Consider the following 23,921-nt stretch of genomic DNA (forward strand, 5'->3'; position numbering starts at 1 on the left):
TCAGGCCGTGAAGTCGGCGAAGTCGAAGCCCGGGGAGACGACGCAGCTCACCAGCACCGCCTCACCGGCCGCGGGACGGGCCGACTGCACGACGCCGCCGGGGACGACGGCTTGCGGAACCTCGCCGTCCTCGACCCGCGGGCCCAGGATCACCGTGGCGTCGCCGATCGTCAGCTCCAGCGGGCCGCCGCGGTGCCACAGCCAGACCTCGTCCGACCTGACCACGTGCGGCACGGACTCCTCGCCCGGATTGAGGAGGAAGTAGATGCCGGTCGCGGTGGCGCGGGGACCCGAGTAGCCGGGCGGCTCGAACGTCACCCCCGTGCGCCAGGTCTCCCGGAACCACCCGCCCTCCGGGTGGGGGAGCAGGTCCAGTGCGGCGGCCACGGGCGGGCGCTCGACGAACGCGACAGGGGCGCCGGTGACGTCCCTGCGCAGGAAACGGGTGCCGTCGAGGACGAGCTGTCCGGGCAGGCCGGCGGCCAGGGCGGCGGCCAGGGCGGCGGCCTCGTCGGCGACGCGGACGGACGGCCCGTCGGGGTAGGTCTTGAGCTCCACCCGGCCGAGTCTAGGGGGCCGCGAAATGTCGGTCGGAGTGGCTAGTCTGCGGCAAGTGATCGAACGGTGGAGCCGTGATCAGGTGCTCGCCCTCGCCCCCGACGCCGCCTCAGGCAAGGCCGCGCAGGGCGTGGCGTCGCCGGGCAAATGGCAGGTGCGCGGCGTGGCCGGCGTGCTTCTCTACGGCGCGTGCAGCGGCAGCGGCGCCGAGCCCTACCTGGCGTGCGTCGACCTGAGCGGGCCCGCCTACCGCTGCACCTGCCCCAGCCGGAAGTTCCCCTGCAAGCACGCGCTCGGGCTGTTGCTGCTGTGGGCGGGTGACGCGGTTCCGGAGGGAGACCCGGCCCCGGAATGGGCAGCGGAGTGGCTCACCGCCCGCACCGCCCGAGCAACACCAACCCGTCCCCCGGGGCCCCTCACTGGGCCCGAGCCGGGGGCCGCGCGGCAGCCCGCCAGGCCCGGAGCCGGGCCGGGGCGGCGGGCCGAAGAGGCGGGGACCGGGCCCGAGCGGCGGGCCGAAGAGGCGGGGACCGGGCCGGAGCGGCGGGCCGGGGCGGAGTCCGTGCGGCATGGGCGGGTGGGCGCGGGGCTGGCCGAGTTGGAGCGGTGGCTGGCCGACCAGGTCAGGCAGGGGCTCGCGGCAGCGGCCGAGCACGAGTGGGACGGCCTGGCCAAGCGCCTCATCGACGCCCAGGCCCCCGGCGTCGCGGGCATGGTGTCGCGACTGGCCCAGGTGCGGGCGGGCGACGACTGGCCCGGCCGGCTCCTGGCCGAGTACGCGCTGATCAACCTGCTCGCCGTCGCCTACCGCCGGCGCGCCGAGCTGCCCGCTCCGCTGGCCCGTACCGTCCTCATCCGCGCCGGGTTCCCCGTCACGCGGGAGGAGGTGCTGTCCGGCCCGGCCCTCCGCGACCACTGGGACGTCCTGGGCCGCCGCGACGAGGTGCAGGACCGCCTGACCGCGCGCCGGGTGTGGCTGCGCGGGCGGCGGACCGGTCGTGCCGCGCTGGTGCTGTCGTTCGCGCCGCCGGGCCAGCCGCTGGACGCCTCCCTGGTCACGGGCGTCACCCTCGACGCCGACGTCGCCTTCTACCCCGGCGCGGCCCCCTTGCGGGCCCTGGTCGCCGACCGCCACGGCACCGTCCCGGCCGCCGGGCCGCCGCCCGGCGTGCCGCCCGAGGAGGCGCTGGAGGAGGTCGCCCGCGCCGTGGCCGAGGACCCCTGGGTCGAGTCGTGGCCGGTGGTGCTGGCGGGCGTCGTCCCCGAGCGGGCCGCGATCGGCGGGCTCCCGCTGCACCCCGCCACCCGCGACCCCTGGCGCCTGCTCGCGGTGTCGGGCGGCCGCCCGCTCACGGTGGCGGCCGAATGGACACCGCACGGCCTGCGCCCCCTCACCACCTGGGACGACGAAGGAACGGCGGTGCTCCTGTGACCACGTACGACGGGCGGCGCCATCCCGCGAACGAGCGGCGCGACGAGAGCGGCCGGTTGGGAGGAGCCGCCGGGGCGGTGCCTGAGCGGCTGGGAGGAGTCGTGGAGGGCGGCGCGGTGAGTCGGTGGGAGGAGTTGACGTCGGCGGCGCTTGTGGGCACCGATCGGCGGCCCTACCACGGCGTGCTGCTGGAGGACGCGGCCGTCGAGGTGGCGCGGCTGCGGGCGGGCCGGCGGCTCGGCCCGCTGGCGCCGCCGGAGCCCGCGCCCGGCGAGGACCGCCCGGCCGTCGGACGGCGGGCGGCCGAGCGGCTGGCCCGCATCCTGGGCGGCGAGCACGAGCGGCTGCTGCCCGAGTGGCTGGCCGCGGCGGCGGCGACGGGGTGCCGCGTCCCCCCGCGCATGCTGCCCGACCTGCTCGACCGCGGCCGGCGCGACGGCTCCATCCGGGTGCACCTCGGCGTGCTGGCCGGGCGGCGCGGCAGGTGGCTGGCCGGGCTCAACCCGGCGTGGGCATACCTGCTGGCCGAGCCCACGGGCGAGACGTGGGAGCTCGGCGGCCCCGGCGACCGCCGCGCCCACCTGCGGGAACTGCGCGCGGCCGACCCCGGCGCGGCCAGGCTGCTGCTGGAGAGCACGTGGGAGCGCGAGACCCCGGACGACCGGGCCGAGTTCGTGGCGCTGCTGGCCGACGGGCTGAGCATGGCCGACGAGCCGTTCCTGGAGGCCGCGCTCGACGACCGCCGCCGCGAGGTGCGCCAGAGCGCCGCCAACCTCCTCACCCGCCTTCCCGCCTCCCGCATGGCGCGGCGCATGGCCGAGCGGCTGCGTGCGTGCGTCACCGTCACCGGCGACCTCATCGTCATCGAGGCGCCCCAGGCGTGCGACAAGGCGATGGAACGCGACGGCATCCGTCCGAAACCCCCGCGCGGCCTCGGCGAACGCGCCTGGTGGCTCCAGCAGCTCATCTCCCGCGCCCCCCTCGCGGCATGGGGCCACCCGCCCGAGCGGCTGCTGGCCATGCGCGTTCCCGACTGGGACGCCGAGGTCAGGACCGCCTGGGTACGCGCCGCCGTGCTCCAGCGCGATCCCGAGTGGGCGCGGGCGATGTTCGGCTGGGACCCGATCGCGGACCTGCTGGTGTCGCTGCCGCCTCAGGAGCAGCAGGACCTGGCGGCCGGTTTCGTACGCGGCCACGAACCCGACAGCCAGCTCATCATGGTGCTCGGCGGCGTGTCGTCCCCGTGGAAGGAGGAGCTGGCCACGGCCGTCCTCCACAAGATCGTCAAGGTGGCGGCCACGCAGCCGTGGAACCTCGGCGAGCTGGTCAAGCTGGCCGGCGAGCACATCGACCCCGCGCTGTTCCCGCTGGCCGAGAGCTATTCGCCGGTCGAGCCGATCCAGCAGGTCGCGGCCCTGCTGCGGTTCCGTGCCGACCTGCACAAGGAGTTGTTGCCCGAGATGCCCGACAGCGCCCCGGTCATGAGACCGACGAAGGAGCACCCATGACCGTTCTGCGCCCGCACGCGGAAGACCAGTACTCCGAGGAGCTCGCCCTCCTCGCCAAGGACGACGACCGGCCGCGACCGCCCGGCTGGCGGCTGTCGCCGTGGGCGGTCACCACCTACGTGCTGGGCGACGGCGACCGCGTCACCCCCAAGTACATCGGCCCCCGCCGCATCGTCGAGGTCGCCGTCGCCACGCTCGCCACCGACCGCGCGCTGCTGCTGCTCGGCGTGCCGGGCACGGCCAAGACCTGGCTGTCGGAGCACCTCGCCGCCGCCGTCAGCGGCGACTCCACGCTGCTCGTGCAGGGCACGGCCGGCACCGCCGAGGAGGCCGTACGCTACGGCTGGAACTACGCCCGCCTCCTGGCCGAGGGCCCCTCGCTCGACGCGCTCACCCCGTCGCCCGTCATGCGGGCCATGGCCGAGGGACGCATCGCCAGGGTCGAGGAGCTGACCCGCATGCCGTCCGACGTCCAGGACGCGCTGATCACCGTGCTCTCGGAGAAGACGCTGCCGATCCCCGAGCTCAACCGCGAGGTGCAGGCCGAACGCGGCTTCAACGTCATCGCCACCGCCAACGACCGCGACCGCGGCGTCAACGAGCTGTCCAGCGCGCTGCGCCGCCGCTTCAACACGGTCGTGCTGCCGGTGCCGGCGACCGCCGAGGAGGAGGTCGACATCGTCGCCCGGCGCGTCGCCCAGCTCGGGCGCTCGCTGGAGCTGCCGGAGACGGCCACGGGGCTGGAGGAGATCCGGCGGGTGGTGACGGTCTTCCGCGAGCTGCGCATGGGCGTCACCGAGGACGGGCGCACCAAGCTCAAGTCGCCGAGCGGCACCCTGTCCACGGCCGAGGCCATCTCCGTGCTGACCAGCGGCATCGCGCTCGCCGCCCACTTCGGCGACGGCGTCCTGCGCCCGGCCGACGTCGCCGCGGGCATCGTCGGGGCCGTGGTGCAGGAGCCGGTGTCCGACCGGGTGGTGTGGCGCGAATACCTGGAGACCGTCGTACGCGAGCGCTCCGACTGGCGCGACTTCTACCGAGCCTGCCGCGAGGCCACATGACCGCATCCGGAGTCCTCGCGGTGGGGGAGGCGCGCGTGACGGTGCTCGGCGTCCGCCACCACGGGCCGGGCTCGGCCAGGGCCGTCCGCGCCGAGCTCGAACGCCTGCGTCCCGACGCGATCCTCATCGAGGGGCCGCCCGAGGCCGACGCGCTCGTCCGGCACGCCCCCGGCCTCCACCCGCCCGTCGCGCTGCTGGCGCACGTGCCGGGGGCGCCGTCGCGGGCGGCGTTCTGGCCGTTCGCCGGGTTCTCGCCGGAGTGGCAGGCGATCCTGTACGGGGTGTCGGCCGGCGTGCCCGTACGTTTCTGCGACCTGCCGGCCGCGCACACCCTGGCCGAGGAGCCGCGGGATGGCGGCGAGGACGAGCCGCCCGACGCGCGGCCGGCCGATCCCATCGGCACGCTGGCCGCCGCGGCCGGCTACGACGACCCGGAACGCTGGTGGGAGGACGTCGTCGAGCACCGGTCCGGGCTCGGCGGCGACGCGCAGGCACATGCGCCGGCACACGCGCCCGCACACGGGTCGGCGGCGCCGTGGTTCGAGGTGATCGCCGAGGCCATGGCCGCCGTACGCGATGGCCACGTGCCCGGCGAGCGGGAGGCCAGGCGCGAGGCCCACATGCGCAGGACCATCCGCGCCGCGCTCAAACAGGGCCACACCCGCGTCGCGGTCGTCTGCGGCGCCTGGCACGTGCCCGCGCTCGCCGGCCCGCAGCCGTCCGCCGCGGCCGACAACGCGCTGCTGCGCGGCCTGCCCAAGGTGAAGGCGGAGCTGACCTGGGTGCCGTGGACCTACGGCCGGCTCGCCTCCTGGAGCGGCTACGGCGCGGGCGTCACCTCGCCGGGCTGGTACCACCACCTGTTCACGGTGCCCGACCGGCCGGTGGAGCGGTGGCTGGCCGAGGCGGCCGGGGTGCTGCGCGACGAGGGGCTCGCGGTGTCGTCCGCGCACGTCATCGAGTCCGTACGGCTCGCCGAGAGCCTGGCCGCGCTCCGCGGCCGGCCCCTGGCCGGGCTGAGCGAGGTCACCGAGGCGACGCGGGCCGTCCTGTGCGAGGGCGACGACCTGGCGGTGGAGCTGATCCAGCGGCGGCTGGTCGTCGGCGACCGGATCGGCCGCGTCCCGGACGGCGTGCCGATGGTGCCGCTCCAGCGCGACCTGCGCGACCAGCAGCGGCGGCTGCGGCTGCGGCCCGAGGCGCTCGACCGCGAGCTCGATCTCGACCTGCGCAAGCCACTCGACCTCGAACGCAGCCACCTGCTGCACCGGCTGCGGCTGCTGGAGGTGGGCTGGGGCACGCCGGGGCAGGCGCGCGGCAAGGGCACCTTCCGCGAGACGTGGACCCTGCGGTGGCGGCCGGAGCACGACCTCGCGCTCATCGAGCACGCCGCGCTCGGCACCACCGTCGCCGCGGCGGCCACGCGGCGGGCCGCCGACCGCGCCGGGGGCGGCTCGGCGGCGCTGGCGGAGCTGACGGCGCTGGTCGAGCAGTGCCTGCTGGCCGAGCTGCCTGAGGCGCTGCCCGCCGTGCTGGCGGCGCTGTCGGCGCGGGCCGCCCTGGACACCGACGTCACGCACCTCATGGCGGCGCTGCCCGCGATGGTCCGCGCCCACCGGTACGGCGACGTACGCGGCACGCCGGCCGAGGGGCTGGCGGTGATCGTCCGCTCGATGCTGGACCGGATCCGGATCGGGCTGCCGGTCGCCGTGACCGGCTTGGACGACGACGCCGCGGCCGACCTGCTCAAACACATCGACGCCGTCCACGCCGCCGTCGCCCTCCTCGCCGAACACACGGAGCCCGTTCCAGATGCGGAGCCCGCCGGGCGGGCCGAGGGTGAGCGGGAGCGTTGGCTGGCGACGTTGCGGGGGCTCAGCGACCGGCAGGATCTGCACGGCCTCATCGAGGGTCGGCTCACCCGCATCCTCCTCGACTGCGGTGAGCTCGACGACGCCGGCGACCGCATGTCCCGGGCCATGTCGCGCGGGCAGGCGCCGGCGCGGGCCGCGTCCTGGGTGGAGGGTTTCCTGAGCGGGGGCGGCCTGCTGCTGGTGCACGACCCGAGGCTGCTCTCGCTGGTGGACGGCTGGCTCACCGGGCTGTCCGGCGACCAGTTCACCGACGTGCTGCCGCTGCTGCGCCGTACGTTCGGCGCGTTCGCCGCCCCGGAGCGCCGTTCGATCGGCCAGCGTCTGCGCTCGGCGGGACACGAGCGGGACCGGGGCGACGCTCACGACCTGGACGACCGCCGCGCGGCCGGCGCCGTCGCCACCGTCCTGTCGATCATCGGCCGCACACCCGCCCGCACGACCGAGGGAGAACGATGAACGACGAGCGGATGCGGCGCTGGCGGCTGGTGCTGGGGGGCGGGGACGCCGACGGGGTCGGGTTCGGGCTGCAGGGGGACGACGCCCACATGGACGCCGCCCTCGCCGCCGTTTACGACCACGGCGAGGGCGGCGGGGCAGGGACCGGCGGCGGCCGGGAGGGCGGGCTGGGGGCGTCGGCCCCGCGCGTGGCGCGCTGGCTCGGCGACATCCGGACGTACTTCCCCGCCACGGTCGTCCAGGTGATGCAGAAGGACGCGATCGAACGGCTCAACCTCACCAGGCTCCTCCTGGAGCCGGAGATGCTGGAGGCCGTGGAGCCCGACGTGCACCTGGTCGGCACCCTGCTCGCGCTCAACAAGGTGATGCCCGACCAGGCCCGGGAGTCGGCGCGGGCGGTGGTCCGCACGGTGGTGGCGGAGCTGGAGCGCCGGCTGGCGCAGCGGACGCGGGCGGCGGTGGCGGGCGCGCTCGACCGCTCGGCGCGCACGCACCGCCCGAAGCGGGCGGCCGACATCGACTGGGACCGTACGATCCGGGCGAACCTCAAGCACTACCTGCCCGACCGCAACACCGTGGTCCCGTCCCGGCTGGTCGGCTACGCCCGGCGCAGGCGGGCGGTGCAGCGGGAGGTCGTGCTGTGCGTCGACCAGAGCGGGTCGATGGCGGCGTCGGTGGTGTACGCGAGCGTGTTCGGGGCGGTGCTGGCCTCGATGAGGTCGTTGCGGACGTCGCTCGTGGTGTTCGATACGGCGGTGGTGGACCTCACGGACCAGTTGCACGACCCGGTGGAGCTGCTGTTCGGCACCCAGCTCGGCGGCGGCACCGACATCAACCGGGCCATCGCCTACTGTCAGGGCCTCGTCACCCGTCCGGCCGACTCGATCTTCGTCCTGATCAGCGACCTGTACGAGGGCGGTGTCCGGCAGGAGATGCTGCGCCGGGTGGCCGCGATGACCGAGGCCGGCGTCCAGGTGATCGTGCTGCTGGCGCTGTCCGACGAGGGGGCGCCCTTCTACGACCACGAGAACGCCGCCGCGCTGGCCGCGATGGGGGTGCCGGCGTTCGCCTGCACCCCCGACGCCTTCCCCGGCCTGATGGCGGCGGCGATCGAGCGCCGCGACCTCGGCCGGTGGGCGGAGCACAATCTCGGAGCCTGATCAGGCCGCCCTGCCGTCCGCCCTGCCGTCCTCATGGCCGGCGGGGCTCAGTGGGCGGGTTCCTGGTCGGGACGGGCGCGCCGCGGCATCAGGAACGACAGCGCGAACGTCAGCACCAGCAGCCCGACCTCGACCCACACGGTGACCTCCATCGCGTCGCCGAACCCCCACCGGGCGGCGAGCAGGTTGAAGAACAGCGTCCCCAGCACGGCGCTGCCGAGCGCGCCGCCGAGCTGCTGCACGGCGGTCAGCGTCCCGGACGCCGAGCCGGACTCGTGCGGCTCGACGCCGGCGAGCACGATGTCGAAGAACGGCGCCATGGTGAGTCCCATGCCGATGCCGACGAGGCCGAGGCCGGGGGCGAGCTGCCAGACGGTGACGTCGAGCCCGGCGAAGTGGATGGTGAGCGCGAGCACGGCGGCGCCCGCCGCCATCACGGTCGCGCCGATCTGCAGCAGCCCGCGCCCGAGCTTCTCCTGCAGCCCGGCCATCGCCAGGCCGAAGCCGACGACGCCGCCGATGGCCTGCGGCAGCCCGGCGAGGCCCGCCTTGAGCGGCGTGAAGCCGAGCCCCATCTGGGTGTAGAGGGCGAAGACCAGGCCGAAGCCCATCATGCCGGTGAAGAAGGCGAGGCCGGCGACGAGCCCGCCGGTGAAGGCGCGCTTGCGGAACAGGCCGGGGACGACCAGCGGGTCCCTGCCGGAGGCGGTGCGGCGGGACTCGTACCGGGCGAACACGGCGAAGACCACCAACGAGGCGGCCATGGACGCGAACGTCCACCAGGGCCAGCCCAGCTCGCGCCCCTGGATGAGCGGGTAGATGAGCAGCAGCGCGGCGAGCGAGACCAGCCCGACGCCGCCGAGGTCGAGCCGGGTGGCGTTGGACAGGCGGAACTCGGGCAGGAAGCGGATCCCGGCGAGCGCGGCGGCCAGGCCGAGCGGGAGGTTGATCAGGAAGATCATGCGCCAGCCGGTGCCGAAGAAGTCGGCGTCGACGAGCCAGCCGGCCAGCACCGGGCCGCCGACCGACGAGATGGTCATGACCGGCCCGAACATGCCGAACGCCTTGCCCATCTCGTGCGGCGGGAACATCTCCTTGATCAGGCCCAGCCCTTGGGGCAGCATCACGGCGCCGAACAGGCCCTGCAGCACGCGTGCGGCGATCAGCATCTCCGGGCTGCCGGCGATGCCGCACAGCAGCGAGGCCGCGGTGAAGCCGAAGGCGCCGATGAGGAACATGCGCTTGCGGCCGTAGAGGTCGCCGAGCCGGCCGCCGGTGATGAGGCCGACGGCCATGGCGAGGGTGTAGCCGGCGCCGAGCCACTGCACGAGGCTGTCGCTCCCGCCCAGATCGCGCTGGATGGTGGGGGCGGCGATGGTGGTGACCAGGGCGTCGAGCAGGTCCATGACTTCGGCGGCGAGGATCACGAAGAGCGCGACCCATCGCCACCGGTAGCCCTGGGCCTCGCCTGTCTCCTGGGAGGCGGTGACGGTCATCTTGGTAACTCCTGATGGATGAAACGGTGTTCTATCGAACGAACGGTGTTCGTCACGAACACCGTTTTAGAGGCGAACACCGTTCGTGTCAAGTACAGTGTTCGGTATGGACCGGACGAGGACGACCGACGACGTGCCCGTGCCTCCCTGGCGCAAGTCACGCCGGCAGCCGCAGCCCAAGCGGCAGCTCAGCCAGGACCTCATCGTCGAGGCCGGGCTGGGGATCCTGGACGCCGAGGGGTTCGACGCGCTCAGCATGCGACGCGTCGCGCAGGAGCTCGACACCGGCCCGGCGTCCCTGTACGCGCACGTCGCGAACAAGGAGGAGCTGCTGGAGCTGATCTACGACCGGGTGCTCGGCGAGATCAGGCTGCCCGAGCGCGACCCGGCCCGCTGGAAGGAGCAGCTGCGCGCGTACTGCCTGGAGGTGCACCGCGTGCTCGGCAGCCACTCCGACGTGGCACGTGCGGCGCTGGCGAGCATCCCCACCGGCCCCAACTCCCTGCGCACGGGCGAGTTCGTCTACGGGCTGCTCATCGAGGCCGGCATGGACCCGAGGGAGGCGTCGCTGGTCCTGGACCGCCTCTCCCTCTACCTCATCGGCGACGCCTACGAGGGCTCCCTGCACCGGGCCAGGATGCGCGCCGCCGGGATGAGCGATCCGCAGGAGTACTTCGAGCGGTTCTCCGGCCAGATCGCCACCTACTACCGCGCACTGCCCGCCTCCACCTTCCCGCACCTGCGCCGACACATCGACGAGCTGGTCGCCGACGACGGCGAGAACCGTTTCATGTACGGGCTGGAGCTGCTGCTCGACGGCCTCGAACAGCGCATGCCCGGCGCGTGACCCTGCGCCTGATCTAGGTCCAAGTGCCGAGAGGCGGCTAGGACCAGCGGCCGATGCGGTGAGCTGTGCCTTCGCCCTAGCGTGACCGGCATGACGACGACTGTTGAGAAGACGCCGGCCGCGACCGGCGTGGTGTCGGCGCCGTACCGGGCGCTGAGTTTCGGGCTCGTGGCCATCGTGACCCTGCTCGCGTTCGAGGCGATGGCGGTGGCCACGGCCATGCCGGTGGTGGCCCGCGAGCTGGACGGCATGCCCCTGTACAACCTGGCCTTCAGCGCCACCCTGGCGGCCGGCGTGATCGCGACCGTGCTGGGCGGGCGGTGGAGCGACCGGCGCGGACCGCTCGAACCGATCACGGCCGGAGTGGTGACGTTCGTGGCCGGGCTGCTGCTGGCGGGGTTCGCGCCGACCATGGAGGTGTTCGTGGCCGGGCGGTTCGTGCAGGGGCTCGGCGCCGGGGCCACCCAGGTCGCCCTGTACGTGCTGGTCGCCCGTGTCTACCCCGCCGCGCTGCATCCGAAGGTGTTCGCGCTGTTCTCGGCCGCGTGGGTGGTGCCGTCGATGGTGGGGCCGGCGATCGCCGGGTTCGTGGTGCAGAACGCCGACTGGCGGTGGATCTTCCTCGGCGTCTCGCTCATCGTCGTGCCGTCGGCGCTGCTGCTCTGGCGCGGCACCACCGGCCGCGACCTCGGCTCCGGCTCCGGCTCCGGCTCCGGCTCCTCGGAGGCCGCACCGGCCCCCGCTCTCGGCCGCAAGCTGATCTGGGCCGCAGTGACGGCGGTGGCCGCCGCGCTCATCCAGTACGGCAGCGCCCTGCAGCTGGCCGGCCTGCCCCTGCTCGCGGCGGGCGTCGTCCTGCTGGCCGTGGCCCTGCCCCGGCTGCTGCCGGCCGGCTCGCTGCGGGCAGCCCCCGGCCTGCCGACCGCGCCGGTGCTGCGCGGACTGGCGTTCGGCTCGCTCACCGCCGCCCAGGTGCTGATCCCCCTCATGCTCATCAACGAGCGCGGGCTCAGCGCCACCGCCGCCGGCATCGTCCTCACGATCGGCGCGCTCGGCTGGTCCACCGGCTCCTGGCTCAAGGGCCGCGGCCGGATCAGCAACCTGCTCGCCGTCCGCGGCGGAGCCGCCCTGCTCGCGACCGGCCTCGGGCTGGTGACGCTCGTGCTGGTGGACACGGTGCCGCTGGTGCTCGCGCACGTGGCCATGGCGGTCGCCGGGCTCGGCATCGGCATGCTGCACCCGACGGTGTCGGTGCTGGTGCTGGAGATGTCCGCGCCGGGGGAGGAGGGCCAGAACAGCGCGGCCGTGGGCGTCGGCGAGTCGGTCTTCACCGTGGTGGCCGTCGCCGGCAGCGGCGCGATCTTCACCGCCTCCGGCGGCAGCTACGCGGCCGGTCTGCTCACTGCCGTGGCGCTGGCCGTGCTGGCGTTCGCGCTGGCCCCGCGTTTGGTGCGCTCCCGCGCAGCAGGCACTATGGAAGTGACCGCGCCCTGAGTGGGCCGTAAGAGGGGGGTACATGCCGCGAGTGCGTGAGCTCGAGGTCTTCCGGCTCGTCCTGCCGTACGGCAGGAGGTCGGAGACCCTGCTCGTGAAGCTCACCGACCAAGGCGGCATGACCGGGTGGGGCGAAGCGCTCTCCCCTCAGCCCAAGACCTGGTCGAAGCTGGAAGAGACGCTGGCCGCCCTGCTCATCGGCGTCGACTGGGAGCACCCCGACGCCGTCCCGAGCGGCGACCCGGCGGTCGACATGGCCTGCTGGGACCTGTGGACGAGGATGCGCGGCGTGCCGCTCGCCGAGGCGATCGGCGGCACGCGCACCTCCCTGATGGCCACCGTCCGCCTGTCGCCCGACCCGTCCACGGAGAGCCTGGTCAGCCGGGTCAACCAGCAGGTCTGCGCCGGCTACGGGCACGTCACGCTCGACGTGCGGCCCGGCTGGGACGTCGAGCCGGTGCGGGCCGTCCGGGCCGCCTACCCCGCGCTGACCCTCGCCGTCGACTGCGGCAACGCCTACACCGAGCAAGGCCAGCTCGTCGCCCTCGACTCCTACGGCCTGGAGGTCATCGAGCGGCCGTTCGCCGCCGGCGACGTCTACGCCCACGCCACGCTCCAGGACCAGGTGACGGCCTCCGTGGCCGTCGAGGTCGCCTCCACGGCCGAGCTCGACGACTTCCTCACCGTACGGGCCGCGCGGGTGCTGCTGCTGCGGCCCACGGCGTTCCCGTCACTGACCGAGGCCCGCCGCGCCCACGACCGGGCGGCGGCGGCCGGCTGGGACATCCAATGCGCGGGTGGCCAGGGGATGGGGCTGGCCAGGGCGGCCACCGTGGCCGTCGCCAGCCTGCCCGGCTGCACGCTGCCCTGCGACGTCACCCAGCCGCCCCGCCAGAACCAGCTCGTCACCCCGATCGTGGGGGCGAACGCGGGCGTCATCGCCGTCCCGCTGACGCAGTCGGGGCTCGGCCACGACATCGACGAGAGCCGCCTGCGCCGGATGGCGAAGGAGACCTTCCACGCCTGAGGCCGGCGCCCGCTCACGGCAGCGGCAGCCCGTCCTTGTACGCGCGTACTCTGAGTGCACCGACGGGAGGCGACCATGACCGAGAGCGCGCCGGACGCCCGGCTGCCCGAGGCGCTGCATCTCAGCAACGGCGACGCCACCGACGTGCCGGGCACCGGGCTCGCCCGGCGCGTGGTCTACTGGCGCGACGTCCTGCACGAGGGCCCGGTGCCGGAGGTCGCGCCGGCCGAGCTGCGCCGCCTGCGCGTCGACTACCTCACGGCCGGTCGGAGCGCCGAGCGCGAGGCGACGATGCGCGCCTTCGCCGAACGCGACCAGGCCGTGGAGGACAACCGCGACGGCGAGTACGTCCTGTGGTTCGAGGCCGACCTGTACGACCAGCTCCAGATCGTCGAGATCCTCGCCCGCCTGGCCGCCCTCGGGGTGCCCGCCGGGCGGGTGACGCTGATCTGCATCGGCGAATACCCCGGGATCGCCCGGTTCGGCGGCCTCGGCCAGCTCACCGCCGAGCAGTTGCGCGAGCTGCCCGCCACGAAGGCGTGCGCCCGGCTGACCCCGGCGGCGCTGGAGCTGGCCACCCGCGCGTGGGCGGCGTTCCGCGCGCCGACGCCCGAGGGCCTGGCCGGCATCGCCGCCACCCGGCTGGGGGAGCTGCGGTTCCTGGGTGAGGCGTTCGACCGGCTCGGCCGCGAATACCCCTCCACGCGGGACGGGCTGTCGCTGGCCGAGCGGCGGATGCTGGCCGCCGTCGCCGCCGGCGCGCCCGATGCGGGGACGGCCTTCGCGCGGGCCGGGGCACGCGAGACGCGGGTGTTCATGGGCGACCGCACCTGCTTCGAGCGGATTCAAGGGCTGGCGCGGGGGCCTCACCCGCTGCTCGACCTCGACCCGCCCGGCGGCCCGGTGACGCGGGCGACGAGGCTGCGCCTGACGGAGACCGGCACGCGGGTCCTGGACGGCCGGGCCGACCAGGTCACGCTCAACGGCGTCGACCGGTGGATCGGCGGCGTGCACCTGCGGGGCCACCAGGTGCCATGGCGCTGGAACGAGGCCACGGAGACCGTCACCCCGGCCTGACGTGCCACTTCCCGATTGGCTGCTCCTGCTTCGATCGCTCAATTGCGGACATTCTGCAACTCAGGTTGCCTAGAGTTCTGCAACCTAAGTAGCCTAAACTTTGTGATGAGGAAGCGGGATCTAGAACGCCGGATGCGTAAGCTCGCAAAGGAATACGGCGTGCCTGTGCGCTCCACTGAAGGCGGCAGCCACACGAAGTGGCATGCCGGTTCAGAGGCGATGCCCGTCCCTCGCCATGCGGAGGTCAACGAGCGGACGGCGAAAGGAATCTTGGAGAACTGGGAGAGCATCCTCATCGAGGCCGCGAAGGAGCAGGAGGCTCAGTGAGCGAACGCGACACTTACACCATCACCGCCGGCAGGAGCGGCCCCTGGTGGGCGTTGACCGTCTGCGGGCCGGGCCTCAAGCGCGGTTACCACACTCAGGTGAAGCGCTTGGAGCACGCCGAGGAGATGGCTCGCGATCTCGTGGCCACGATGCTCGACGTCGATGTCTCCGAGGTTGACGCCGATTTCGAGGTGACGGTTGCCGACGAGGACGTGGCCACCGAATTGGAGGCAACGTTGCTGGCCCGCCTGGCCGCCAGGGTGGCCAAGCAGCAGGCCGCGGAGGTGACGCAGACGACTGTGGCCGACTTGGCGCGCAGAGGCTATGTCCATCGCGACATCGGCTACCTCTTGGGCATCTCCCATCAGGCCGTGGGCAAGTTGCTGCACGAGGCGGAGAGGGAGAAGACCACGCCTGCCCTCATCCTTGGCACGCGTTGCCCTGAGCACGCTTCCAGCCGAATTGAGCTGCTGAGGTCAATTCTTCCTGATGTGGCCGAGGACGATCCGGCGCCTGTCAGGTTGCGCAAGCTCAGGGCATTGAGGGAGCGGCTGCGTGATGACGCTGGTTCATCGGCGGATCCGGCCAGAGGGCGATGAGCCGTACGCGGCCGACGCACAAGCGGGCCAGGTCGTCGAGTCCGAGGTGAGGATGGCGACCGGTCCGGGCCGGCGTAGGGCGACCTCCGGCACGGTCACGTCGATCGCGTACTTGTGACCGTGCAGTCCCGCGGTCTGAAGCAGCTTCGCGGACGTCTTGGCCGCCCTCGCGGTCACCGGCTCGATCCGCCCGCGCGAGAGCGCCCGCGGTCGGCGCCCATGCCGTGGAACCCCTGGAACATCGCGAGCACCTTGGCCTCAGCAAGCCACATAGGCGGGGACGTTGTCGGTGATCTTCCTGAGCTCGGCGACCTGCTCGTTCGGCGGGGTCACCGTGATGCGCGTCGTCTCGGCCATAACCCCGGCATGCCGTGGTGTGCGCGGGTCAGGCGGGGCGGTGGCCGGACTTGGCGAGCTGGATCAGCTCGTACACGTGGGAGCGGAGCTCGGCGAAGCGGGGCAGGGAGCGGGTGGTGAGCTGGTCGCGTTCGGCCGGCAGGTCGATGGGGACGTCCTCCAGCACGACCGTCGGCGAGTTGGACAGCACGATGACCCGCTGTCCGAGATAGACCGACTCGTCGATGTCGTGGGTGACGAACAGCACCGTGACCCCGAGCCGCTGCCACAACGAGCGGACGAGGTCCTCCAGGTCGGCGCGGGTCTGGGCGTCCACGGCGGCGAACGGCTCGTCCATCAGCAGCAGGTGCGGCTCGTACGCGACCGCCCGCGCGATGGCGACGCGCTGCTGCATGCCGCCCGAGAGCTGCCACGGGTGCGCGTCCTGGGCGTCGGCGAGGCCGACGGCCTCCAGGGAGTCCTGGACGAGCCGGCGCCGGCGGTCCTTCGGGACCTTCTTCTCCTTGAGCGGCAGCTCGACGTTCTGCCGTACGGTCATCCAGGGGAAGAGGCTGCGGCCGTACTCCTGGAAGACGACGGCCATGCCGGGCGGCGGGCCGGTGACGCGCTCGCCCTCCAGCACGACCTCGCCCGCGGTCGTGTCGAGCAGCCCGGCGATGCACCTCAGCAGCGTGGTCTTGCCGGCGCCCGAGGGGCCGACGATGCAGACCAGCTCGCCGGCGGCGACCGTGAACGTCAGGTCGCGGACGGCCTCGACGCTGCGGCCCCGCCCCTCGTAGATCTTCTGCAGCCCGCGGACGTCGAGCATGGCCGTCGTGGCGGAGCGGGGGCGGGCGGGGGCGCCCGTGGGGTCGGCGGTCATGTTCAGCCCTCTCGCTGTGCCGTACGCAAACCTGTGTACCACCGCAGCAGCCGGGCCTCCACTGCCCGGAACGCCATCGACAGGACGATGCCGACGAGCCCGAGCAGGATGATGCCGCTCCACATCTGCGGGATGGCGAAGCTGCGCTGGAACTGGATGATGGTGAAGCCGAGGCCGTTGCTGGCCGCGAACATCTCGCTGATCACCATGAGGATGATCCCGATGGACAGCGCCTGCCGCGCTCCGGCGGCGATCTGCGGCCCGGCGCCGGGCAGCACCAGGTGGATCAGCCGGGAGTGGCGGCGCATCCGGTAGCTGCGGGCGGTGTCGCCCAGCACCTCGTCCAGGGCGCGTACGCCCTCCACGGTGTTGAGCAGCACCGGCCACACGCAGCCGGAGACGATCACGAGGATCTTCATGCCGTCGCCGATGCCGGCGAACAGCATGAGGATCGGCACCAGCACCGGCGACGGGATGGCGCGGAAGAACTCGAGCACCGGCTCCAGCAGGCCGCGCAGCGTGCGCGAGGAGCCGATCGCGGTGCCGAGTGCGACGCCGAGCACGACCGCGCCGAGGTAGCCGGCCAGGAGCCGGCCCAGGCTGGGCAGCACGTCGGTGACGAAGCGGGCGCTGAACCAGGTGTCGGCGAAGGCGGTCAGGATCTGGCCGAGCGGCGGCCAGAAGAAGGAGGCGGAGCCGGCCGTCGCCAGCCACCAGCCGGCGACCAGCAGCACCGGCACGGCGAGCGCGAGGAGGATCTTGCGGGCCGCGTTCATGAGGCTCATCCCGCGAGGTCCCTCCGGATGGACGGGTGCCAGCGCAGCGCCCGGCGTTCGGTGGCGCGGGCGGCCACGTTGACGGTGACGCCGATCAGGCCGACCACGATGACCAGGGCGTACATGGCGGCCACCGCTCCGGAGGTCTGCGCGACCGCGATCTGCCTGCCGAGGCCGGGCGAGCCGATGATCAGCTCGCCGGTGATCTCCAGGATCAGCGCCACGGCCGCGCCGAGCCGGAAGCCGGTCATCACGTACGGCAGCGCGGTCGGCCAGATCACCGTCCGCACCTGGGTGAACGGGCGGAACCGGTAGGAGCGGGCGGTCTCGCGGGCGACCGGGTCCACGTCGCGGACGCCGTACAGGACCTGGACCAGCACCTGCCAGAACGAGGCGTAGACCACCAGCAGCAACGTCGAGCGCATGTCGGTCCCGAACAGCAGCACCGCCAGCGGGATCAGCGCCACCGACGGGATCGGCCGCAGGAACTCGATCGTCGAGTTCAGGGCCGCCCGCAGCGGCGGCACGCCGCCGATCACCAGCCCGAGCGCGACCCCGGCGACCATGGCGATCGCGAGGCCGGTGGCCCAGCCGCGCAGCGTCTCGAGCAGCGATCGCCAGAACTCCGCCGTCGCGGCCTGCTCGGCGAGTGCCGCGGCCATGGCGCTGAAGGGCGGCAGGTAGCGCTCGTCCACGAGCCCGGCCCTGGGCGCCAGCTCCACGATCCCGACCAGCCCGGCCAGGCCGGCGAGGCCGAGGAGCCAGGAGGGCGGCGGGGAGCGGCGCCCGAGGGTCGCGGCCGTCACGGAAGGAGCTCCGTGAGGTCGGGGGAGGACTCGACGAGCCCGTCCTGCGTGGCCAGCTTCGCCAGCGTCTCCAGCGAGGCGCGGTCGACCTCCGTGGGGAACGTCGGCAGCGTGAGCGAGCCGGTCAGCGCGGCGTCGATCTTCGTGTACTTCAGCAGGACCTGGCGGACGGCGTCCGGATTGTCGGTGGCGTACCGCAGGGACTTCAGCATGGCCGCGGTGAAGCGCTTGATCAGGTCGGCCTTACCGGCCGCGGTCTGCTGGGAGGTGAAGTAGCCGGCGATGGCGAGGCCGGGCGCGGTGTCGACGTAGTTGGATGCGACGACGCGGTCGCCGTTCTTGACGGCGGTGGCGAGGAACGGCTCGACGACCTGGACCGCGTCCACGTTGCCCTTGTCGAGGGCGGCGAGCATGTCGGGGAAGGCCAGCTCGGTGAAGGAGACGTTCTTGGCGTCCCCGCCGGCGGCCCGGATCGAGGCGCGGACCGTGGTGTCGTTGATGTTGTTGAGCGTGTTGACCGCCACCTTCTTGCCGGCGAGGTCGGCGGCGGACTTGATGGGGCTGCCGGCCTTGACGACCACCCCGCCGAAGTCCTTGCCCGCGACCCCGGTGGACGCCACGCCCGGCGCGACGACCTTGATCGGCAGGCCCTTCGAGCGGGCGAGGATCAACGAGGTGAAGTTGCTGAACCCGACGTCCACCTGGCCGCTGACGACGGCGGGGACGATGGCGGCGCCGCCCTGGGCGGTCACGATCTCCAGCTTGAGCCCTTCTGCGGCGAAGAAGCCCTGCTGCTCGCCGAGGTAGATCGGCGCCACGTCCAGGATGGGGATGACGCTGACCTTCACCGGGTTGAGCGCGCCGGAGGCGGAGGAGCCGGGCTCGGGGGCGGCGCTCTGCCCGCCGCCGCAGGCGGTGAGGGCCAGCAGGAGGACGGCGGCGGACAGGGCCGCGCGTGGTTTGATCACGATCTCTCCAGGGAGGCGTACCAGGGGGTGTGGGATTCGCGACGAGATTGTTGACAATATCGGCAACATCTACGCATCACAACCCTGGGGCTGGGGAGCCCGCGATGATTGTTGACAATATGGCCCACAGCTAGTGGGGCCGGTGAGGTGTCCCGAGGGTCCAGGGGCGCTCAGAGAGCGCCGCCGCAGCCCTCCGTCAGGCCCTTGACCGGGTCGTCGTCCGCCCCCGCCGACTGCTGCTTCTTCTTCGGAGCCTTCTTCTCCGGAGTCTTCGTCGGGGAGGAGCCGGGCGACGCGCCGCTGTCGGCGTTCGCCGGCGTGGCGGGCCCGGTGGCCGCGACGGCCGGGCTCGCGGCGGAGGAGTCGCGGACGGCCTTGGCCGCGATGCCGCGGATCTTGTCCCAGTCGGGATAGCCCGTGCTGATCAGCGGCGGCACGAACTGCACACTCGACACCTTCGCGTTCTTGACCTTGAGCGCCAGCGGCACCAGGTTCTTCAGCATCGAACGCGGGATGTCGGTCCTGATCAGCTCCTTGGTGGCCAGGGCGATGCGGTTGAAGCGGGTCAGCACCGTCGCCGGGTCGGCCTGGGTCAGCAGCGCGCCGAGGACGCACCGCTGGCGGCGCATCCGGGTGTAGTCGTCGCTGTTGGTGCGCGAGCGGGCGTACCACATCGCGTCCGCGCCCTTGAGCTTGCGCGTGCCGGACTTGACCAGGCCCTCGTTGTAGCGGCCGAACACGACGTCCGTCTCGACGGTGACCGTGATGCCGCCGATGGCGTCGATGAGGCGGGCGAAGCCCCACATGTTGACCAGGGCGTACCAGTCGACCCTGAGGCCGAGGGTGTAGCCGATCGTGTCCATCAGGACCTTGGGGCCCTGGTGCTGCCTGCCGCCGAAGATCTCCGGGTGCGCGTCGGCGTACTCCCAGACGCTGTTGAGCAGGTCGCTGCGGCCGCCGCCGGGGTCGGCCGGCAGGCGGAAGCCGTTGGGGAAGCGCTCGGCCATCGGCGTGCCGGGGCGGAAGCGTACGTCCTCCAGGTTGCGCGGCAGGCTGAACAGCACGGTGTTGCCGGTCTCGACGTCCACGCTGGCCAGGTTCATGCTGTCGGTGCGGACCCCCACCCGGTTGTCGTCGGCGTCGCCGCCGAGCAGCAGGATGTTGACCCGCTTGCGCCCCGCCCACGGGTCCTCGGGCGAGGGCTGCGCCGTGGCCGGGGTGCCGGCGTCGGTGCCGATCCCGGTGCCCGGGTCGGCGTCGGTGGGCCCCTGGAAGATGTCGTTGATCGTCGCCTGGGCGGTCCACGCCAGGTTGCCGAGCGCCCCGAACGGCACCACGACGAGCACCGCCAGCAGCCCCGCGAGCGTGCCGGTGAGGATCTGCCCGCGCTGCGGCAGCCTGCTGGGCCGCAGCACCACGAACGAGTGCACGATGAGCGCGAACCAGGCCACCCCGAGCGCGATCGTCCCGGCGATGACCGCCGTCATGGCGGTGTCGTCCATCAGCGTGCCGACCAGGTCGCCGGTGTCCACCGCGAGCCACACCCCGAGCGCGGCCAGCAGCACGGCCGCGTAGCAGGACAGCAGGACCAGGCCCGTCCTGCGCCGGCCCGTGCGCAGGTGCGCCGCGCCCGGCGCGAGCGCCGACAGCGCCAGCCAGCCGAGAACCGCGCCGGTGCTCACCGGTTCCTTTGCCTGCACGACATCCCCGTTTCCCCGTAAAGGTCTCCGTAGGCCACCGGATCGAGGCGGCAGCATACGCACCGAAAACGAATGATGTCGTTATCGGCGGGTGAACACCAATGACCGAATAAGATTCGGTTCATGGCCTTCACCGAGATCGCGTACGACGTGGCCGACCGCGTGGCCACCGTCACATTGTGTCGCCCTGAGCGGCTGAATGCGTTCACGCACACCATGCGCGTCGAGCTCATCGAGGCGTTCGACCAGGCCGACGCCGACGACGGGGTCCGCGCGGTGGTGGTGACCGGCGCGGGCCGGGCCTTCTGCGCCGGGGCGGACCTCGGCGGGGGCGGCGGCACGTTCGGCCACCGGGAGCGGGGCGACGGTGCGGAGAGCGTCGAGGGCGCGCCGCGCGACGGCGGCGGCACCGTGGCCCTGCGCATCGCCCGCTCGCTCAAGCCGGTCATCGGCGCGATCAACGGGCCGGCCGTGGGCGTCGGCGTGACGATGACGCTGCCGATGGACGTGCGGCTGGCGGCCGAGTCTGCGCGTTTCGGGTTCGTCTTCGCCCGCCGCGGCATCGTCACCGAGGCCGCGTCGAGCTGGTTCCTGCCGCGGATCGTCGGCATCGCGCAGGCCATGGAGTGGGCGGCGACCGGCCGCGTCTTCCCGGCCGCCGAGGCGCTGACGGGGCGGCTGGTGTCGCGGGTGCTGCCGGACGCCGAGCTGCTGCCGGCGGCGTACGCGCTGGCCGCCGAGATCGCCGGCAACACCTCGGCCGTCTCCGTCGCCGCGATCCGCCGCCTGATGTGGTCGGGGCTGTCGGCGAGCTCGCCGTGGGAGGCGCACGCCGCAGACTCGCGGCTCATGGCCGAGCTGGGCGGCGGGGCCGACTCGGTCGAGGGGGTGACCGCGTTCCTGGAGAAGCGCCGGGCCGACTTCCCGATGAAGGTCAGCGAGGACCTGCCGCCGGGTGTACCGTCCTGGCCCGACAATCCTTATGGTGTCTGACATGTACGACATCACCACTTTGCGGCTGCCCGACGACTTCGAGGGCGAGGTCGTCGCGACCCTGGTGGCGAGGACCGCGGGCACCGCGTCCCGCAGGGCGGTGCTCTACCTGCACGGCTTCACCGACTACTTCTTCCAGGACCACCTGGCCGAGCACTACGTCCAGCGCGGCATCGACTTCTACGCCCTCGACCTGCGCAAGTACGGCCGCTCCCTGCTCCCGCACCAGACCAGGGGCCTGATCAGGAGCGTCACCGACTACTTCCCCGAGATCGACGAGGCCGTACGCCTCATCCGGCGCGACCACGACGAGCTGACGCTCAACGCCCACTCCACCGGCGGCCTGGTCGCCGCCCTGTGGGCCGACCGGGTCCGCGGCCGGGGGCTGGTGCAGGGGCTCGCGCTCAACAGCCCGTTCTTCGACCTCAACGTGCCCGCGCCGCTGCGGATGGCCGCCGACCTGCTGCGGACGCCGCTGTCGTACACCCGCAGGCCGCTCCCGCTGGGCGTCAGCACCGTCTACGGGCAGACGCTGCACCGCGACCACGGCGGCGAATGGGACTACGACCTGGAGCTCAAGCCGCTCGGCGGCTTCTCGGTGCACGCCATGTGGCTGGCCGCCATCCGGCGGGCCCAGCGCCGCCTGCACAAGGGGCTCGCGGTGGACGTGCCCGTGCTGGTGCTGGCCTCCTCGAACGGCCTGCGCGTACGCGACTTCGTCCCCGAGGCGCGCTCGGCCGACATCGTGCTCGACCCCGCCCACATCGCCCGCTGGTCCACCGCGGTCGGGCCGCACGTCACCTGCGTACGGATCCAGGACGGCGTGCACGACCTCGTGCTGTCGGCCGAGCCGGCGCGCAAGCAGGTCTTCGCCGAGCTGGACCGCTGGATGAGCACCTACATCCACCAGGGAGACGTCCAGCAGGGGGACGCTCACCAGGGGGACGCTTACCAGGGGAACGCGAAGAGGCCGTAGTAGGCCGCCGCCACCATCAGCAGGCCGGTGCCGCCCAGCACGCCCGCCACCGCGACGTGCTGCCAGCGGCCCGGCCGCATGCCCTCGCGCAGCGCCGACAGCACCGCCGCCACCGCCGCGACCTCCTGCACGAGCATGAGCACGGCGAGGATGCGCACCACGAGCCAGCCGGCCAGCACCGCCGGCCAGGCGCCCGCCTGGTTGATGGAGAACAGCACCAGCAGCGTGATGAACGCGACCACCGACGCCAGCAGCCCCAGACTGGTCCACGCGATCCTGACCAGGCGGCGCCGGATCGGCGGCCACAGCCGGGCGTTGGCCTCGGCGACGACGAGCGGATGGCCGCGGCCCCGCAGCCGGACGACCACCGCGGCGACCGGCCCCGCCACGTAGCCGACGGCCGCTAAGCAGATCGTCAGGCCGAGCATCGTGCCGCCCGCGTACCAGGGGGCCGCGGGGACGTCGCTCGCCTCGAACCGCTGCACCGGCGTCGCGCCCGCCAGGTGCGCCGCCGGCGTGGCCGTGGCCGGCAGGCCGGTGATCCAGTTGCCGAGGGTCTCCAGGTAGCCCTTCGCGAACGGCCCGCCGCCGACCCGCATGGCGTGGTCGCCCTGGCCGATGAAGCGGATCGTGTAGTCGTCGTTGCCGGCCCTGTCCATCGCGGTGACGAGCGCCTTGGTGGACTCCACGAAGGGGATCGACGGGTCCGTCGTGCCGTAGAACGCGAGGACCGGCACCTTGATCCCGCTCAGGGCGGGCATTGCGTCGTAGCGCAGGAACGTGAAGCCGACCCCGCCCATCGCCCTGGTCAGCAGGTCGCGCGCGCCGATGGGAGCGCGCAGCCGCAGCAGTTGCTCGTTCAGCGCCCAGGCGACCTGGCGCAGCGGGGAGACGTTCGGGGACGACACCAGCACCACGAAACCGACCGCCGCGCTCTTCGCCGCCGCGATCGGCACCACCCAGCCGCCCTCGCTGACGCCCCAGACGCCGACCCGCGCCGGGTCCACCTCGGGCAGCGCGCGCAGGTACTCCACCATGCGCAGGGCGTCGTCGGCGAGCAGGCCGAAGTCGCGCTCGCGGAAGTCGTAGCCGACCGTACGCTTGTCAAAGGCGATCGTCACCACGCCCGCCTTGGCCAGGAACTCCGCCTGCGGCGTGAACTCGGTGCGCGAGCCGTTGCCCGACCCCGACACGAACACCATCGCCGGATGCCGCCCCGGCGTCAGCGGCGTGCGCAGCGTCCCGTAGAGGCGCTGGCCCTCCGCCGCGACCGAGATCTCCTGCCGGCGGATCGCGGCCGTCGCCGCCGGCGGCTCCAGCTCGTGCCGCGGCTGCGGCGGGATCACCTGGAAGGCGGGGTCCGCCTTCAGCGGGGGAGGATCGAAGGCGGGCGGCAGGACGTATCCGACCGTCGCGAGCGCCACCAGCACCAGACCGGCGGCGATGCTCAAGGTGCCCCGGCCCGTGCGCATCGGCCTCCCCATGTGCGTTGGTTTGCCCGCTGATCTTCTAGCGTACTCCCGGCTCGTGGGACCAGAGGGGCTACATTTGTCGGTGGGAGCTGTTA

General features: G+C 73.1%; 21 protein-coding genes. 13 read left to right on the top strand and 8 right to left on the bottom strand.

Annotation, left to right across the window (positions count from 1 at the left end):
* A complete protein-coding gene (locus BMW85_RS17015) occupies nt 1–558 on the bottom strand; it encodes a cupin domain-containing protein (protein ID WP_245774856.1) in 558 nt (185 codons plus the stop codon).
* 55 nt (nt 559–613) lie between these two features.
* On the opposite strand from BMW85_RS17015, the gene BMW85_RS17020 reads away from it, so the two are divergent.
* From BMW85_RS17020 to BMW85_RS17040, 5 genes are read left to right on the top strand one after another with little or no spacing between them, the layout of a single operon-like run.
* Nucleotides 614–1,990, top strand: coding sequence for an SWIM zinc finger family protein (locus tag BMW85_RS17020; RefSeq protein ID WP_245774857.1), 1,377 nt, complete (start codon nt 614–616; stop codon nt 1,988–1,990).
* A complete protein-coding gene (locus tag BMW85_RS17025; RefSeq protein WP_245774858.1) occupies nt 1,987–3,498 on the top strand; it encodes a DUF5691 domain-containing protein in 1,512 nt (503 codons plus the stop codon). The genes BMW85_RS17020 and BMW85_RS17025 overlap by 4 nt, the downstream gene beginning before the upstream one ends.
* On the top strand, nt 3,495–4,559 hold the full coding sequence (locus BMW85_RS17030) for an ATP-binding protein (protein ID WP_091082290.1): 1,065 nt from the start codon (nt 3,495–3,497) through the stop codon (nt 4,557–4,559). The genes BMW85_RS17025 and BMW85_RS17030 overlap by 4 nt, the downstream gene beginning before the upstream one ends.
* Nucleotides 4,556–6,889, top strand: a complete 2,334-nt coding sequence (locus tag BMW85_RS17035; RefSeq protein WP_091082292.1) for a DUF5682 family protein — start codon at nt 4,556–4,558, stop codon at nt 6,887–6,889. Before BMW85_RS17030 ends, BMW85_RS17035 begins: the two co-directional genes overlap by 4 nt.
* Nucleotides 6,886–8,049 (top strand): VWA domain-containing protein, encoded by a 1,164-nt coding sequence (locus tag BMW85_RS17040; protein ID WP_091082293.1) that lies wholly within the window; start codon nt 6,886–6,888, stop codon nt 8,047–8,049. The genes BMW85_RS17035 and BMW85_RS17040 overlap by 4 nt, the downstream gene beginning before the upstream one ends.
* Nucleotides 8,050–8,096: 47 nt before the next feature.
* Here BMW85_RS17040 and BMW85_RS17045 read toward each other — a convergent pair whose 3' ends face one another.
* Nucleotides 8,097–9,545: an MFS transporter gene (locus tag BMW85_RS17045; RefSeq protein ID WP_091082295.1), complete on the bottom strand. Its 1,449-nt coding sequence runs from the start codon at nt 9,543–9,545 to the stop codon at nt 8,097–8,099.
* A gap of 106 nt (nt 9,546–9,651) precedes the next feature.
* On the opposite strand from BMW85_RS17045, the gene BMW85_RS17050 reads away from it, so the two are divergent.
* From BMW85_RS17050 to BMW85_RS17075, 6 genes are all read left to right on the top strand, one after another.
* Nucleotides 9,652–10,392 (top strand): TetR/AcrR family transcriptional regulator, encoded by a 741-nt coding sequence (locus tag BMW85_RS17050; protein ID WP_091082297.1) that lies wholly within the window; start codon nt 9,652–9,654, stop codon nt 10,390–10,392.
* A gap of 90 nt (nt 10,393–10,482) precedes the next feature.
* Complete coding sequence (locus BMW85_RS17055; RefSeq protein WP_245774859.1) at nt 10,483–11,886, top strand: MFS transporter; 1,404 nt, start codon at nt 10,483–10,485, stop codon at nt 11,884–11,886.
* Between the two features lie 22 nt (nt 11,887–11,908).
* Nucleotides 11,909–12,913 carry an enolase C-terminal domain-like protein gene (locus tag BMW85_RS17060; protein WP_177240723.1) on the top strand — a complete coding sequence of 335 codons (1,005 nt, stop codon included), beginning with the start codon at nt 11,909–11,911 and terminating at the stop codon, nt 12,911–12,913.
* 75 nt (nt 12,914–12,988) lie between these two features.
* Nucleotides 12,989–13,990, top strand: a complete 1,002-nt coding sequence (locus tag BMW85_RS17065; RefSeq protein ID WP_091082300.1) for a DUF1835 domain-containing protein — start codon at nt 12,989–12,991, stop codon at nt 13,988–13,990.
* Between the two features lie 132 nt (nt 13,991–14,122).
* On the top strand, nt 14,123–14,317 hold the full coding sequence (locus tag BMW85_RS17070) for a hypothetical protein (protein WP_218155816.1): 195 nt from the start codon (nt 14,123–14,125) through the stop codon (nt 14,315–14,317).
* Nucleotides 14,314–14,916, top strand: a complete 603-nt coding sequence (locus tag BMW85_RS17075; protein ID WP_091082301.1) for a hypothetical protein — start codon at nt 14,314–14,316, stop codon at nt 14,914–14,916. The genes BMW85_RS17070 and BMW85_RS17075 overlap by 4 nt, the downstream gene beginning before the upstream one ends.
* A gap of 385 nt (nt 14,917–15,301) precedes the next feature.
* On the opposite strand, the gene BMW85_RS17085 is transcribed toward BMW85_RS17075, so the two are convergent.
* The 5 genes from BMW85_RS17085 to BMW85_RS17105 all read right to left on the bottom strand — a co-directional run bounded on the left by BMW85_RS17085 (nt 15,302) and on the right by BMW85_RS17105 (nt 20,367).
* Nucleotides 15,302–16,081 (bottom strand): ABC transporter ATP-binding protein, encoded by a 780-nt coding sequence (locus tag BMW85_RS17085; RefSeq protein ID WP_091082904.1) that lies wholly within the window; start codon nt 16,079–16,081, stop codon nt 15,302–15,304.
* 56 nt (nt 16,082–16,137) lie between these two features.
* Entirely contained in the window at nt 16,138–16,911 is a 774-nt protein-coding gene (locus BMW85_RS17090; protein ID WP_218155843.1) for an ABC transporter permease, read from the bottom strand.
* A 5-nt stretch (nt 16,912–16,916) separates the two neighbouring features.
* Nucleotides 16,917–17,717: an ABC transporter permease gene (locus BMW85_RS17095; protein ID WP_091082304.1), complete on the bottom strand. Its 801-nt coding sequence runs from the start codon at nt 17,715–17,717 to the stop codon at nt 16,917–16,919.
* Nucleotides 17,714–18,685: an ABC transporter substrate-binding protein gene (locus BMW85_RS17100; protein ID WP_091082306.1), complete on the bottom strand. Its 972-nt coding sequence runs from the start codon at nt 18,683–18,685 to the stop codon at nt 17,714–17,716. Before BMW85_RS17100 ends, BMW85_RS17095 begins: the two co-directional genes overlap by 4 nt.
* A gap of 170 nt (nt 18,686–18,855) precedes the next feature.
* Nucleotides 18,856–20,367: an LCP family protein gene (locus BMW85_RS17105; RefSeq protein WP_091082307.1), complete on the bottom strand. Its 1,512-nt coding sequence runs from the start codon at nt 20,365–20,367 to the stop codon at nt 18,856–18,858.
* A gap of 141 nt (nt 20,368–20,508) precedes the next feature.
* Between BMW85_RS17105 and BMW85_RS17110 the strand changes: the two genes are divergently transcribed.
* Both BMW85_RS17110 and BMW85_RS17115 read left to right on the top strand, forming a co-directional pair.
* Complete coding sequence (locus tag BMW85_RS17110; RefSeq protein ID WP_091082308.1) at nt 20,509–21,378, top strand: enoyl-CoA hydratase-related protein; 870 nt, start codon at nt 20,509–20,511, stop codon at nt 21,376–21,378.
* A gap of 1 nt (nt 21,379) precedes the next feature.
* Nucleotides 21,380–22,354, top strand: coding sequence for an alpha/beta hydrolase (locus BMW85_RS17115; protein ID WP_091082310.1), 975 nt, complete (start codon nt 21,380–21,382; stop codon nt 22,352–22,354).
* Here BMW85_RS17115 and BMW85_RS17120 read toward each other — a convergent pair.
* On the bottom strand, nt 22,327–23,826 hold the full coding sequence (locus BMW85_RS17120) for an alpha/beta hydrolase family protein (protein WP_091082311.1): 1,500 nt from the start codon (nt 23,824–23,826) through the stop codon (nt 22,327–22,329). The two genes, BMW85_RS17115 and BMW85_RS17120, sit on opposite strands and share 28 nt — an antisense overlap.
* Nucleotides 23,827–23,921: the final 95 nt, after the last annotated feature.

Source organism: Nonomuraea wenchangensis (assembly GCF_900111685.1).
Lineage (GTDB): Bacteria > Actinomycetota > Actinomycetes > Streptosporangiales > Streptosporangiaceae > Nonomuraea > Nonomuraea wenchangensis.